Below are 14,070 nucleotides of genomic sequence, written 5' to 3'. Positions count from 1 at the left end.
CGCAGCGGCGATTAGGCTCATGACGTTTCCTCTCGCCGGTTCGCATAGCCGATTAACGCGCCAGCGTAAGCCCCCGCGCCGCGCCGGTCGCCCTCGCCTTCGATGAGGCTGGCGACAGCTGCGGCGAGGCGTTGGCGGTTCGGCTGCGAGAGCTGGCCGAAGGGCGCCACGTAAATGCCGATGGTGAAGAGGATTGCGCCGGTCTGCGGCAGGCGGCGCAGCGTCTGGCGTTCCGAGCGAACGAACAGCGTCTCGCCCGCGTTCTCGGGAGTGACATGGGCGAACGCCTGTTCGGGTGGCTCGGCGACCCAGCGGCGTTCGCCGGTAGCGGCGATGAACCAGTTGCAGCGACCGTAGATCGCGCCGGGTTTTAGCTTGGCCATGAAGTTGTCGACCCCGCTGGCGAGCTGCTCCTCGTACCCCTGTATCGGCGCATGAAGCGCACGCAGCGGCAGCCCCAGCTTGTCGGCCGGCGTCCAGTCGGACGGCCACGCGACCGCCGCACCGACTAGGCGGTATTGGTCTTCTCCGGGACGCAGGGTGAGGAGGCACATATCCTCGTGATGCGCGCGCGCTGCTTCGGGCAAGCCGCCAGACAGGCCGAGCAAAGCAGTGAGTTCTGCCCCAGACGCCTCGCCATCCGGAGAAAGCTGGATTCCCTCCGGGTACGCGGCAAAGCCTTCAGCGCGCCCGATCAGGTCTGGATCAGGCTGGAGCCATTCGCTCTCGCCGAGCTTCGCCAGCCCCATTTTCAGCACCCCGCCGCCGCGAGCGCGGGCAGCAATCTATCGACGGAAAAGCCGAGTGTCACACGAAGGAGCTTGCCAGCAGCGCCATGAACGCGCCTATGCCGCCGCCAAACAGCGCCGGGGCAAGCCGGTGGCCATAGCGCAGCCAACTAGTCGGAGCTTTCTTCCCGCGCGAGACCTGAACAATGTCGGCCTGGCATTGCAGCGCCACGATCCCGCCCGCCGCGACGAGGCCAGATGCCACCAGCATCTGCCAGACCTCGATCTGCTCCGCGAAAACCTTCTCCGACAGCGTCAGGACACCGCCCAGCGTCAGGACCGACAGCGAGGTCAGGTTCTTGAAATAATCGTAGCTGAGATTTTCCGCATCGATCTCGCGGAATTCGGAGAGCAGTTCCTCATCGGTCGAGCCGAGCGGATCGCGCGGGATCAGCCACTTCTTCACTCGGCCGGCTCCGCCACCTTGCACGCACGCATCGGTTCTTCCTGCTGCAGCGCCGTCATGCCGAGTTTGGCCAGCAGCGCACTGTCGCTGTCGTCGCCCGCATTGGGCGCGGTGAGCAGCTTGTCGCCGGTGAAGATCGAATTCGCGCCCGCCATGAAGCAAAGCGCCTGCGTGGCCTCGCTCATGCTCTCGCGCCCGGCGGAGAGGCGCACCATGCTCATCGGCATCGTGATGCGTGCCACTGCCACGGTGCGGACGAATTCGATATCGTCGATCTTGGCGAGCGGGGTGTCGGCCAGCATGTCGCCCAGCACCGTCCCCTTGACCGGCACCAGCGCGTTGACCGGCACGCTTTCGGGATGTCGCTCCAGCGTGGCGAGCGTGTGGACGAAGCCCACCCGGTCCTCGCGCGTCTCGCCCATCCCGACGATACCGCCGCTGCACACGTTGATCCCCGCATCGCGCACGTTCTGCAGCGTGTCGAGCCGGTCCTGGTAATTGCGGGTCGAGATCACACGCTCGTAATATTCCGGCCCGGTATCGACATTGTGGTTGTAGTAATCGAGGCCCGCTTCCTTGAGCATATCCGCCTGTTGCGGCGTCAGCATGCCCAGCGTCATGCAGGTCTCCAGCCCCATGGCGCGCACGCCCTTCACGATCTCGACGATGGCGGGCATGTCGCGGTCCTTGGGGTTGCGCCATGCCGCGCCCATGCAGAAGCGCTGGCTGCCCGCATCCTTCGCCTGCGCCGCGCGCTGGAGGACCGATTGCACCTCCATCAGCTTGGTCGCCTCGACTCCGGAGTCTGCCTTCACCGATTGCGAGCAATAGCCGCAATCCTCCGGACACCCGCCGGTCTTGATCGACAGCAGCGTGCAAAGCTGGATCTGCTCGGGCGGATGGTATTCGCGGTGGACGGTGGCTGCGCGGAACAGCAGCTCGGTGAAGGGAAGGTCGAAGAACTCTGCGATTTCCTCGCGGGTCCAGTCGGTGCGGATTTGGGTCAATGAAACACTTTCATCCAAAATCGAGACATCAGAGGTCGGTACTCGAGTAGATTACATAGACAGCGAGACCGACCAGTATCGCAACAGTGAGAATAACGAACCCAATTGCGAGAGCGACCCACCTTCCATTTCTAAATTCGCTATCCGCATCGAGAGCAAGAAAACCAATCGCAAGGCCAATCAAGACCGGAATCGCGATCATTATCGAATAGTGTGTCGCAGTGGTCGCGCCGAGGGTTTGCGCAATAAGAAAGCCGACGATGGCCGAGAGAAATGCAATCCATCCGAGCTTGTGTGAGCGAGAAAGACTCACTCCGCCGCCTCGCTTACCTCTTCCCCAGCGGGCGGCATGTTGTGCCCCAGCAACCGAAGCACATCCGCTGCGCATTCGACCACATTGCTGCCGGGGCCGTAAATGCCCTGCACGCCTGCATCGCGCAGGAAGTCGTAGTCCTTTTGCGGGATCACGCCGCCGGCGATGACCTTGATATCGGCGCGGCCCGCTTCCTTCAGAAGGCCGATCAATTCGGGGATGAGGGTCTTGTGACCTGCCGCAAGACTGCTCGCGCCGATGGCGTCGACGTCGTTTTCGAGCGCCATGTCGCGAGTTTCTTCCGGCGTCTGGAACAACGGGCCGGAAACGACCTCGAAGCCCATGTCGGCAAACGCGCTGGCGATGACGTTCGCGCCGCGGTCATGGCCGTCCTGACCCATTTTGGCGACCATCAGCTTCGGCGCGCGGCCGAGGCGGCGCTCGACCGCCTTCACGCCCTCGACCACCTGCGCATAACGGTCATCGTCCGAATAGGCTTCGGAATACACACCGCGCACGGGCTTGGGCATGGTGTCGTAGCGCCCATAGGCGTCTTCCATCGCCTGGCTGATCTCGCCCAGCGTCGCATCGTGGCGCGCCGCCTCGACTGCCAGTGCAAGGAGGTTGCCCTCACGCTGCGCTGCACCGCGAGCGAGCGCGTCGAGCGCGGCCTTGCAGGCGAATTCGTCACGACCTGCGCGGACCTTTTCCAGCCGCGCGATCTGGCTCTGGCGCACGGCGTGGTTGTCGATATCGAGCGTGTCGATCTCGTCTTCCTTGTCGCGGCGGTATTTATTCACACCCACGATCACGGTCTCGCCCCGGTCGACGCTGGCTTGCTTGGCCGCCGCCGCTTCCTCGATCTGCGCCTTGGGTTTGCCGCTGGCGACATATTCGGTCATCCCGCCTGCCGCCTCGACCTCGTCGAGCATCTTTTTCGCCTCGTCCACCAGCGCGGCGGTGAGGCTTTCGATGTAATAGCTGCCGCCCAGCGGATCGGCGACATTGGTGATGCCGGTCTCTTCCTGGATCACCAGCTGCGTGTTGCGCGCGATGCGGGCGGAGAAGTCGGTCGGCAGCGCGATCGCCTCGTCCAGTGCATTGGTGTGGAGAGACTGCGTGCCGCCCAGCACCGCCGCCATCGCCTCGATCGTGGTGCGGATGACGTTGTTGTAGGGGTCCTGCTCCTGCAACGAGACGCCGCTAGTCTGGCAGTGCGTGCGCAGCATCTTGGACTTGGGGTTCTGCGCCCCCAGCCCTTCCATGACATCGTGCCACAGATGACGCGCGGCGCGCATCTTGGCGATCTCCATGAAGAAGTTCATGCCGATGCCCCAGAAGAAGGACAGGCGCGGCGCGAAGGCATCGATATCGAGGCCCGCTTCCATCGCGCGCTTGGCGTATTCCTTGCCGTCGGCGATGGTGAAGGCGAGCTCCTGCACCGCGGTCGCCCCGGCCTCGTGCATGTGATAGCCCGAGATCGAAATGCTGTTGAATTTCGGCATGTTGGCCGAAGTATATGCGATGATGTCCGAAACGATCCGCATGCTCGGTTCGGGCGGATAGATGTAGGTGTTGCGGACCATGAACTCCTTGAGGATGTCGTTCTGGATGGTCCCTGCGAGCTTGTCCTGGGAGACGCCCTGCCGCTCCGCCGCGACGATGTAGAAGGCGAGCACGGGGATCACTGCGCCGTTCATCGTCATCGACACGCTCATGGTGTCGAGCGGGATCTGGTCGAACAGGATTTCCATATCGCGCACGGTGTCGATCGCGACGCCCGCCTTGCCGACATCGCCGACCACGCGCGGATGGTCGCTGTCATAGCCGCGGTGCGTGGCGAGGTCGAAGGCGACCGAGAGGCCCTTCTGCCCGGCGGCAAGGTTGCGGCGATAGAAGGCGTTCGATTCCTCGGCGGTCGAGAAGCCCGCATACTGGCGGATGGTCCAAGGACGGCCTGTGTACATCGAGGCGTAGGGCCCGCGCGTGAACGGCGCGATGCCGGGGACGCCGGGATCGAGCCCCTCGGTGTCCTCGCTCGTGTAGAGCGGCTTCACATCGATCCCCTCGGGCGTGTGCCAGGTGAGGTCGCGGCCTTTCACCTCCTTGTCAGCGAGGGGCTTCCAGTCGTCATAGGTGGGTTTGTCGGTCATGATCGCACTCAGGCTTTTGCACTCGGGCGGGCGGACACGTGTTCGTGCCAGCCGCGCAGGTTTTCGCAATCCTCTGGCATGCCGCAGCCGACGAACTCGGCGAAATCGGCTGTCGTCAGCAGGAGGATGTCGGCCGCGCTATAGGCCGGTCCGGCAAGGAAATCGCGGTCCGCCAGCGATTGGTCGAAGAAGCGGAAGGCCTCGGCGACGCGCGGGCGGTTGGCTTCGCCCCACTCGGCATTGCGACCGGGAAGTGCGGCGGTGAAGGGATGCGTGTGGACCCACACCGCAGCAATAGGCGGCATCGCGATCATTTCGACCCGGCGGCTCCACATTTCGATCTCCGCGATTTCGAGCGGGGTCGTGCCGAACATCGGCGGATCGGGATGGAGCGCCTCGAGATAGCGCATGATCGCCACGCTTTCGGCAATCACCGTGCCATCGTCGAGTTCGAGGATCGGCGTCTGCCCGCGCGGGTTTTTGGCGACATAATCCGGCGCCTTTTGCTCGCGTTTGGGGATCGAGACTTCGCGGGCAGGCAGGTCGATGCCCTTCTCTGCCGCGAAAATGCGGACGCGCCGCGGATTGGGTGCCGGGTTTGGGCTGTCGTAGAATAGCATCGTGGTCCTCTCTCCCGCGCGGTTCAGTTCGACCAGTGCGTCGTTTCCTTGGGCGTTTCCATAATCTCGGTCAGCTGGCCCATCATGTCCTTCGGGTGGAGGAAGAAGATCGGCGTGCCATGCGCGCCGATGCGCGTTGGGCCGAGGATGCGCTTGCCCTTCTCCTCGAACCAGCTACGCGCTTCCTCGATATCCTCGACTTCGTAGCACAGGTGGTGCTGCCCGCCCGCGGGGTTCTTGGCGAGGAAACCGGCGATGGGTGAGGCATCGGACAGCGGCTCGATCAGCTCGATCTGCGTGCCGAAGCTGGGGCCGCTCTCGGTCGGATCGCCGGGCGTATCGACGAAGCAGACCTTCACGCCCTGCTCTTCCAGGTCGAAGGGCTCCCGGATTTTCGTCGCGCCCATCACGTCGCGGTAATAGGCGATCGATTCCTCGATCGATGGCGTGGCGACGCCGATGTGGTTGAGACGGCCGAGTTTCATGCGCCTGCTCCTGCAAAAACGAATGGCGCGATCCCGCTAACGGAACCGCGCCACTCAATGCAATGCCTAGCCGCGCGAAATCATTCGCCGGTGGAGATATCCCCCAGCCCTTCGACATATTCGGCGCCCGCGAGGATTTCCGCCGAGCTGCCTTCGAAGCTATCGCCGATCGGCTGCACGCGCCCGCCGAGGCAGGTGCCGAGGAAGCCTTCCATCGCGGCGAAGAAGCTCTGGCGGTTCTCGGGCTTCTGGAAGCCATGCCCTTCGTCGGGATAGTTGATGTAGGTCACCGGCAGGTTCTTCGCCTGCATCGCCGCGACGAGGTTGTCGGCTTCGGGCTTAGTCACGCGCGGGTCGTTACCGCCCTGACCGACCAGCAAGGGCACCTTGATATCGTCGATCCGGCTGATGGCGGAGCGGGCCAGCAGGTCCTCGCGCGCCTGCGGATCGCTCGGATCGCCGACATAGCGATACCATGTGCCGGCGAGGAACGGCTTCCAGTATTCGGGGAAGCTCTCGATCAGGGTGACGAGGCTGGACGGGCCGACGATATCGACACCGCAGGCGAACTTGTCCGGCGTGAAGGTGACGCCGATCAGCGTGGCGTAGCCCCCGTAGCTCCCGCCGCCGATGGCGACCTTGTCTTCCTGCGCGATACCCTCGCCCACGGCCCAGTCGACCGCATCGATCAAATCGTCATGCATCTTGCCGGCAAATTCGCCGACCGCAGCATTGGTGAACTCCTTCCCGAAGCCGGTTGAGCCGCGGTAATTCACGCTGAGCACGGCATAGCCGCGGTTGGCCATCCACTGGTGGATCGTGTTGTAACCATAGCCGTCGCGCGCCCACGGGCCGCCATGGACCCACAGCAGCATCGGCACCGCCTCGTCCGGCCGCCCGTCGCCATCGGCATCGCTGCCCGGCGGCAGGGTGAGGTATGACACCAGCGTCTTGCCGTCGCGTGACGTCAGCTCCAGCGGATGCATCGGCTGCAGCGGCGCATCGGCGAGATCGGGCCGCGTGGCGAACCACGGGGTCAGCCTGTCGGCGGTGCGATCATAGACGTAATACTGGCCGGGGGCCTGAGCCGAGCCGTCGTATACGATCCAGGTGTTGTCATCCTGCGACCGCGAGGTGACCGAGAATTCGCCCTCCAGATTTGCATCCAGGAAGTCGAGCTCGGCCTGCGCCTCGTCGTTCAGGGCGGTCCATTCGCTCTTCAGGTAATTCGTCGAATAGGCGATCGGCTCGTAGGTATCGTTATCGACCATGATGTTGCTGAGATCGGCCTGCTCGGGCTCCACGATTACCCGCCGCTCTCCGGTCGTGAGGTCGACCGCAACACCCGCCGCGAGGTTGCGGTCGCGGCTGTCGATCATGTAGACCGTGTTGTTGTCGCGCGAGAACTGGACGATGTTGGTGTTGAGCATGTCCTCGCTGGGAATGTCCGCGAACACCTCGCCCGGCGTCAGGTCCTCGTCGAGATAAACCGCCTGCATCCCGCCATCGGGCTGCGGGATCATCGCCATGCGCGGCTTGTAGGTGTTGTCGGTGATGAAGGACGCATATCCGGGGTTTTCGGCGATCAGCGTCCGCTCGCCGGTCTCGATGTCGTATTCGTAGAGATCGGTCAGCTGCGGATTGCGCTCGTTCGTGCCGACCAGGATAACGCCGGGCCGGTCGCGACTTGCGCCCATCAGCTGCGCACGGATACCATCTTCCAGCGGGGTAAGGTCGCGCGTTTCGCCGGTGCGCGGGTCGGTGGCATAGACGTGGTAGTTCTCGTCCCCGTCATTGTCCTTCACAAACATCACGTATTTGCTGTCGACCGACCAGAGGTGGTTGGAAATGCCGCGATGGCGATCATCGGTGACGACCTTGCCATTCGACGGATCGCTGGCAGGCGCGACCCAGACGTTCATCACGCCATCGTCGGGCGCGATCCAGCTGACCCACTGGCCATCCGGGCTGATACGCCCCTGGCTGGCGACCGGATTGCCGAACAATTCGCTCCGGTCGATCAGTTCGTATTCGGATAGCGCGTGATGTTCGGCATGGCCGACACCGGTCATCATGGTCGAAGCGGCAAGCGCCGAGGCTGCCAGCAAAGTCTTCTTCATTGAAATGCCTCCTCCTGATTACGCAGGGGAAGCTATCTCTGAGAATAGACGGAGTCTAGCCGTGCTACCGACCTTCTAAGCTACAGCGATGCTTCCCGCTTACCATCCATGCGGAGTACCTAGAGAGGAATATTATCGTGCTTCTTCCACGGGTTTTCGAGCTGCTTCGTCCGCAGCTTGCGTAGCCCGAGCGCAATCCGCCGACGGGTCGAGTGCGGGTAGATCACCTCGTCGATATAGCCACGCGATGCCGCCACAAAGGGGTTGGCGAAGCGGTCTTCGTACTCCTTGGTTTTCTCGGCGATCTTGTCGGGGTCGTCGCGATCCTGGCGGAAGATGATCTCCACCGCACCCTTCGCGCCCATCACGGCGATTTCGGCGGTCGGCCAGGCGTAGTTCAAGTCTCCGCGCAGGTGCTTGGAGGCCATCACGTCGTAGGCGCCGCCATAGGCCTTGCGGGTGATCACGGTGATCTTGGGCACGGTCGCCTCGGCATAGGCGAACAGCAGCTTCGCGCCGTGCTTGATGATGCCGTTATGCTCCTGCGCCGTGCCGGGGAGGAAGCCGGGCACGTCGACGAAGGTCAGGATCGGGATTTCGAAGGCATCGCAGAAGCGCACGAAGCGCGCGGCCTTCTTCGACGATGCGATATCGAGCACGCCGGCAAGCACCATCGGCTGGTTCGCCACCACACCGACCGTGCGCCCTTCCACCCGGCCGAAACCGCAGATGATGTTGGCGGCATGGTTCGGCTGGATCTCGAAGAAGTCGCCCTCGTCCAGCGTCTTCCGAATGACCTCGTGCATGTCATAGGGCTGGTTGGCGTTGTCCGGGATCAGCGTGTCGAGGCTCGGCTCCTCGCGGTCCCAGGCGTCGGCTGTCGGGCGCTCGGGCACGTCTTCGCGGTTCGATAGTGGCAGGTAATCGACGAAATTGCGGGTCGCGAGCAGCGTCTCGATGTCGTTCTCGAACGCATTGTCGGCGACCGAGGTCTTGGTCGTATGTGTCTTAGCCCCGCCAAGTTCCTCCTGCGTGACGACCTCATTGGTCACCGTCTTCACCACGTCGGGCCCGGTGACGAACATATAGCTGCTGTCCTCCACCATGAAGATGAAGTCGGTCATCGCCGGCGAATACACCGCCCCGCCCGCGCACGGTCCCATGATGAGGCTGATCTGCGGCACGACGCCGCTTGCCAGCACGTTGCGCTGGAACACCTCGGCATAGCCGCCGAGGCTGGCCACACCCTCCTGGATGCGTGCACCGCCAGAATCGTTGAGGCCGATCACTGGCGCACCGACCTTCATCGCTGTGTCCATGACCTTGCAGATCTTCTCCGCATGCCGCTTGGAAAGAGAGCCGCCGAAGACAGTGAAATCCTGCGAGAAAACATAGACCAGTCGGCCGTTGATCGTGCCCGATCCGGTGACCACGCCGTCACCGGGGATCTTCTGGTTTTCCATGCCGAAATCGACGCAGTCGTGTTCGACATAGCGATCGAGCTCTTCGAAGCTTCCCTCGTCCAGCAGCACCTCGAGCCGTTCGCGCGCGGTCAGCTTGCCCTTGGCGTGCTGCGCATCGATGCGTTTCTGCCCGCCGCCCAGCTCGGCAGCTTCGCGGCGACGTTCCATTTCGGCGATATTGGCGGACATGCTCTCTCCGTGAAATCTCTCGGCCAAGCGCCTAGAGCCGAGCGAGCCGCAGCGTCAATGTCGGAGCGCACTTATCAGGAATTCGACATTGCCTTCCGGTCCGGTGATCGGGCTTTCGACGATCCCCTGCACTTCGAAGCCGAGGCCCTCGGCCCAGTCGCGCACCTCGTCGCAGACCCGGCTATGCAGCGCCGGATCGCTGACCACGCCCTTCTTGCCGACTTCTTCGCGCCCGACCTCGAACTGCGGCTTGATCAGCGCGACGAGGCGGCAGTCGCGTTCGGCCAGTTCGAGCGGGCGCTCCAGAACCTTTGCGAGACCGATGAAACTCGCATCGCAGACCACCCAGCCGACCGGACGGTCGATCATCTCGCGTGTCAGAATGCGCGCGCTGGTTTGCTCCAGCACGGTCACCCGCTCGTCCTGTCGCAATTTCCAGGCGAGCTGGTTGGTGCCGCTGTCGACAGCGAACACATGGTCCGCCCCACCCTGCAGCAGCACGTCGGTGAAGCCGCCGGTCGAGCTGCCGATATCCATGGCGGTTGCGCCGCGCGGATCGAGCCCGAAATGTTCGATCGCATGGGCGAGCTTGATGCCGCCGCGGCTCACCCAGGGATGATCGCGGCCACGCACATCGAGCGGCGCATCCTCCGGCAGCTGCTGACCCGGCTTGGCAAGCTTCTGCTCGCCGGAAAATACCAGCCCGGCCATCACCAGCGCCTGCGCGCGGGTGCGGCTTTCGACCAGTCCACGGTCCACCAGCATCTGATCGAGGCGTTTCTTTGTCGGCATCGGAAAGAAAGCGCCTAGCGGGCATTGAGGGTATATGAAACCGATCTATGCCCATGCCGCAGGCGCGCTCGCGCTGAGTTTCACCATCGCCGCCTGCGTGCCGGCCCCGGACTCGACACCTGCTCCCGAGCAGGTTGCGACAGCTACGCCGCCTGCGACTCCCACGCCGAGCGCGGCTCCGTTGCCACCTCCGCCGGTCGAGGCAAACTGGATCGACCGCCCGCAGACTGCTGGCACTTGGCGCTTCAGCGGCAGTCAGGCAGCTTTTGTCGAACGTGATAGCCAGGGCGGCCCAGTCGCTCCGAGCACTCCGTTGTTCATCATGGAATGCAACGGGAATGCCGTGCGTCTCTCGACGCAGATGCCCCGACAAGGCGCTCGCGCAATGGCGATACGCACCGAAACGGCTTCACGGACGCTTCCGCTCTCGCCAGTTTCCGGAAGCGCCGAACCCGCGTTCGCCTTCACTGACCTGCAACCTCGCGATCCGCTGCTCGATGCCATGGCGCTCACCCGCGGTCGTTTCGCTGTCGAGGTACAGGGCGCGCCGTCGCTTTATCTCCCCGCCTGGGCCGAGGTGACACGCGTGATCGAAGACTGCCGACGATAGACAAAAGGCCCGCGCAAATTGGCCGGGCCACAAAAACCAATTCTGACGTGGGAAAACTTTTTTTCAAGCCTTGAATTGCGCGCCGCGGCGCAACAAATTGGCAATCAAGATCAGCGGGTAGCGCGGTCTTGGCCCCCGGTGAAACGGGGATCTAGCTCACAAGCTTGAAAGGAGGTGATCCGATGTCTCATGGTTCAGTAGCGAGGTCGGTGAAGATCCCTACGGAGCATATTCGGTAACATTCCTGCCGAGTAAGGCTACGTGAGCGGCGCTTCCGGCCGCTGACCATGCGAAGGCCAGTCTCTCCCTAGGGCGAGGCTGGCCTTCTCATTTTTGCTTGGAGCGGAAAGCGCATCCGCGCTTTCCTTCGGCACCAGCCCACTCCCCCACCCGGCCACCCAATCAGTATAATGCCGTGGGTGGACGGGTGGGGGAGAGGGCTGGTGCAGCAAGCTATCCACGAATGTCGATAGCGCACCCAGAAAAGAATCCAGAGTGGGCCGGTACCGAAGGGAAGCACGGATGTGCTTACCGCACGCGACAAAAGCTTCTCTCCCAAATCTTGCGAAAAATCCCTGCTGGCCTTACGCGCGCAGGCATGGATTTCGAGCACCTCCCCCACCCCGCCCCGGTCCCCGGCGAGACGCGCCAGCAGGCGTTGCAGGACCCGGGCTTCGGCAAGCTCTTCACCGACCACATGGTCGTGATCGATTACGATGCAGATAAGGGCGGATGGCACAAGGCGACGCTCGGCCCGCGCGAGCCGATCAGTCTCGATCCGGCAGCGGCCGTTCTGCACTACGCGCAGGAAATCTTCGAGGGCATGAAAGCCTACAAGCAACCGGACGATGGCCTCGCCCTGTTCCGCCCCGAACAGAACGCCCGCCGCTTCAACGAGAGTGCGCGGCGCATGGCAATGCCAGAATTGCCGGAAGAGCTGTTTCTCGAATCGATCCGCCAGCTCGTCGGGGCGGACCGCGACTGGGTGCCGAGCGACCCCGACGGCTCGCTCTACCTGCGCCCCTTCATGTTCGCCTCCGAAGCCTTTCTCGGCGTACGTCCGGCCCGGCAGTACAAATATATTCTGATTGCCAGCCCCGTCGGCCCATATTTCAAGGGCGGCGCCAAGCCGGTGAAGATCTGGGTCAGCCGTAATTATACGCGCGCCGCCCCCGGCGGGACCGGCGCCGCGAAAACGGGCGGGAACTACGCCGCGAGCCTCGTCCCGCAGGCGGAAGGCATCGAAAATGGTTGCGATCAGGTCGTCTTCCTAGACGCGGTCGAGAAGAAGTGGATCGAGGAACTGGGCGGCATGAACCTGTTCTTCGTGTTTGACGACGGCACGGTGGTTACCCCACCCCTGACCGGCACGATCCTGCCTGGCATCACCCGCGACAGCCTCATCCAGTTGCTGCGCGAAGAGGGCCTGCAGGTACGCGAGGAACCTTACAGCATCGACCAATGGCGCGCCGATGCCACTAGGGGCAAGCTGCTCGAGACGATGGCTTGCGGAACGGCTGCGGTCGTCACACCGGTCGGCACGGTCCTCGGCCCGGATGGCGAATTCACCATCGGCAGCGGCGGCACCGGGCAAATGACCACCAAGGTCCGCGAGAAACTGGTCGGCATCCAGAAGGGCCGCGTCGCTGATACGAACGGCTGGGTGATGCGGCTGTAAGACGCCTGCCACGCGCAGTTTACGCTCCTTCAAGGTCTATGGGGTATGCAAGGGCGATGAGCACGACCGACCGTATCGTAACCGCCCAACTCGACGAGGCGCATGACGGACTGCATTACCGCTGTGGCGGTTTGTGGGACGTGCACTCGATCGACGAGTTGTTCGCCTGCCTCAACGAGGCCTGCCTGCCCTTGGTCAAGCAGCGCAAGGCGATCTATTCGCTCGGCGATTTCCACCACTGCCGTGCCCCAGGATCGCGAAACTGCGGAAAAAATCGGCGACTATCTTCGCACCGCCAAGCAATTTGGCCTTAACCGGACCGCGATCTACGGTGCCCCGGTGCTGATGCGCATGCAGTACAAGCGTGTCGCGCCGGATGTGATTGTCGAGTTCTTCGACACGAAAGCCGAAGCGCTGCAATGGCTGCGCGCCGATCGCTGATCAGTCAGCGCATTCCTTCAAGGCATCGCGCATCGCATCGATCAGCCAGCTGGCGGCCGTCCTCAGCCGGGTATCGCGCCGCCACAAAGCACTGAGCGTGTAATCGGCGCCTGGTTTTTCCGGCAGATCGAGCTGGCACAATCGCCCTTCCACTAAATCGGCAGCGATAGTGTGTCGCGGCATGTTGCCCCAGCCGATCCCTTCCTTCAGCAGGGCATGCTTCGCGCCGAGATCGGCCAGCCGCCAGCTTTGGGGAGACAGGACGGAGAACTCCCGCCCTTCGGTCAGTGGCGAACGATCCGACAGGACAAGCTGCAAGTGCTTGCGACTTTCGCCCGGCTTCGCACCTGATCGCGCCAAGGGATGATCCGGCGCGGCGACCGGCACCAGCTCGACCCGGCCGATAGCCTGCCGTTCGAGCTCCTCTTGGCTGGCCAGCACCGGCCCGCCGATGGCAAGGTCAGCGCTGCCGTCGAGCAGGCATGCGGCCACTGCTCCCAATGCTTCGACTTGTAGCCGCAGCGCGGTGGTCGGAAACATCGTCCGGAATCGACGCAGGACAGTCGCCGTAACTTCGCCCGGCATCATCACATCGACGACCAGCGAGACCTCGCTTTCGAGGCCCGCGTGGAGGCTCTGAGTTTTCGCTAAGAGCGTATCGATGCCATCGGCCACCGCCTTGGCTTCCACCAGCAGGCCCTTGCCCGCCTCGGTCAGCACCGGGCGGCGCGATCCCTCGCGCTCGAACAGCGACACGCCGAGCTGCGCCTCCATCTGCGAGATGCCGTAGCTGACGGCCGATACCGCCCGACCCATCTTGCGCGCGGCTGCGCCGAAACTTCCTTCCTCGGCGACCGCGAGGAAGATGCGCAACTGATCGAGGCTAGGCTCGCCCAGCTTCACTGTTCTGATTTCCTAAACATCTTGCCGCGTTTTATCGCAGTTATCGGAACAAACGGCAAGGCCTATCTGCTAGTCCAACGACACCTTCCCTCACAGGAGCAG

13 protein-coding genes are annotated in these 14,070 nt (G+C 63.3%); 3 read left to right on the top strand and 10 right to left on the bottom strand.

The genetic code is table 11. The features are described 5' to 3' along the window. Positions 1 to 17: 17 nt before the first annotated feature. The 9 genes from Q9K02_RS07600 to Q9K02_RS07560 form a co-directional block, all read right to left on the bottom strand. Complete coding sequence (locus tag Q9K02_RS07600) at positions 18 to 749, bottom strand: heme-dependent oxidative N-demethylase family protein (RefSeq protein WP_340310040.1); 732 nt, start codon at positions 747 to 749, stop codon at positions 18 to 20. A gap of 58 nt (positions 750 to 807) precedes the next feature. Beyond that, entirely contained in the window at positions 808 to 1,194 is a 387-nt protein-coding gene (locus Q9K02_RS07595) for a hypothetical protein (protein WP_305932351.1), read from the bottom strand. Continuing rightward, a complete protein-coding gene (bioB, locus tag Q9K02_RS07590; protein WP_305932350.1) occupies positions 1,191 to 2,201 on the bottom strand; it encodes a biotin synthase BioB in 1,011 nt (336 codons plus the stop codon). The genes Q9K02_RS07595 and bioB overlap by 4 nt, the downstream gene beginning before the upstream one ends. A 309-nt stretch (positions 2,202 to 2,510) precedes the next feature. Further along, complete coding sequence (gene scpA / locus Q9K02_RS07585) at positions 2,511 to 4,667, bottom strand: methylmalonyl-CoA mutase (protein WP_305932349.1); 2,157 nt, start codon at positions 4,665 to 4,667, stop codon at positions 2,511 to 2,513. An 8-nt stretch (positions 4,668 to 4,675) separates the two neighbouring features. Beyond that, positions 4,676 to 5,287, bottom strand: coding sequence for a glutathione S-transferase family protein (locus Q9K02_RS07580; protein ID WP_305932348.1), 612 nt, complete (start codon positions 5,285 to 5,287; stop codon positions 4,676 to 4,678). 23 nt (positions 5,288 to 5,310) lie between these two features. Beyond that, positions 5,311 to 5,772, bottom strand: a complete 462-nt coding sequence (gene mce / locus Q9K02_RS07575; protein ID WP_305932347.1) for a methylmalonyl-CoA epimerase — start codon at positions 5,770 to 5,772, stop codon at positions 5,311 to 5,313. Positions 5,773 to 5,852: 80 nt separating this feature from the next. Beyond that, positions 5,853 to 7,892, bottom strand: a complete 2,040-nt coding sequence (locus Q9K02_RS07570) for a S9 family peptidase (protein WP_305932346.1) — start codon at positions 7,890 to 7,892, stop codon at positions 5,853 to 5,855. A gap of 119 nt (positions 7,893 to 8,011) precedes the next feature. Next, entirely contained in the window at positions 8,012 to 9,544 is a 1,533-nt protein-coding gene (locus tag Q9K02_RS07565; RefSeq protein ID WP_305932345.1) for an acyl-CoA carboxylase subunit beta, read from the bottom strand. Between the two features lie 54 nt (positions 9,545 to 9,598). Continuing rightward, complete coding sequence (locus Q9K02_RS07560; protein WP_305932344.1) at positions 9,599 to 10,336, bottom strand: TlyA family RNA methyltransferase; 738 nt, start codon at positions 10,334 to 10,336, stop codon at positions 9,599 to 9,601. Between the two features lie 34 nt (positions 10,337 to 10,370). Here Q9K02_RS07560 and Q9K02_RS07555 point away from each other — a divergent pair, with 34 nt between their 5' ends. The 3 genes from Q9K02_RS07555 to Q9K02_RS07545 all read left to right on the top strand — a co-directional run bounded on the left by Q9K02_RS07555 (position 10,371) and on the right by Q9K02_RS07545 (position 13,065). After that, positions 10,371 to 10,946, top strand: coding sequence for a hypothetical protein (locus Q9K02_RS07555; protein ID WP_305932343.1), 576 nt, complete (start codon positions 10,371 to 10,373; stop codon positions 10,944 to 10,946). Positions 10,947 to 11,544: 598 nt separating this feature from the next. Then, positions 11,545 to 12,624, top strand: a complete 1,080-nt coding sequence (locus Q9K02_RS07550; RefSeq protein ID WP_305932342.1) for a branched-chain amino acid aminotransferase — start codon at positions 11,545 to 11,547, stop codon at positions 12,622 to 12,624. Between the two features lie 243 nt (positions 12,625 to 12,867). After that, a complete protein-coding gene (locus Q9K02_RS07545) occupies positions 12,868 to 13,065 on the top strand; it encodes a hypothetical protein (RefSeq protein WP_305932341.1) in 198 nt (65 codons plus the stop codon). Here Q9K02_RS07545 and Q9K02_RS07540 read toward each other — a convergent pair whose 3' ends face one another. Next, a complete protein-coding gene (locus Q9K02_RS07540; protein ID WP_305932340.1) occupies positions 13,066 to 13,968 on the bottom strand; it encodes a LysR family transcriptional regulator in 903 nt (300 codons plus the stop codon). Between the last annotated feature and the right edge of the window lie 102 nt (positions 13,969 to 14,070).

The sequence above is a fragment of the Qipengyuania profundimaris genome, from assembly GCF_030717945.1.
Taxonomy (GTDB): Bacteria; Pseudomonadota; Alphaproteobacteria; order Sphingomonadales; family Sphingomonadaceae; genus Qipengyuania; species Qipengyuania profundimaris.
The sequence above is the reverse complement of the archived record's forward strand: the minus strand, read 5'-3'. Positions and strand labels throughout refer to the sequence as shown.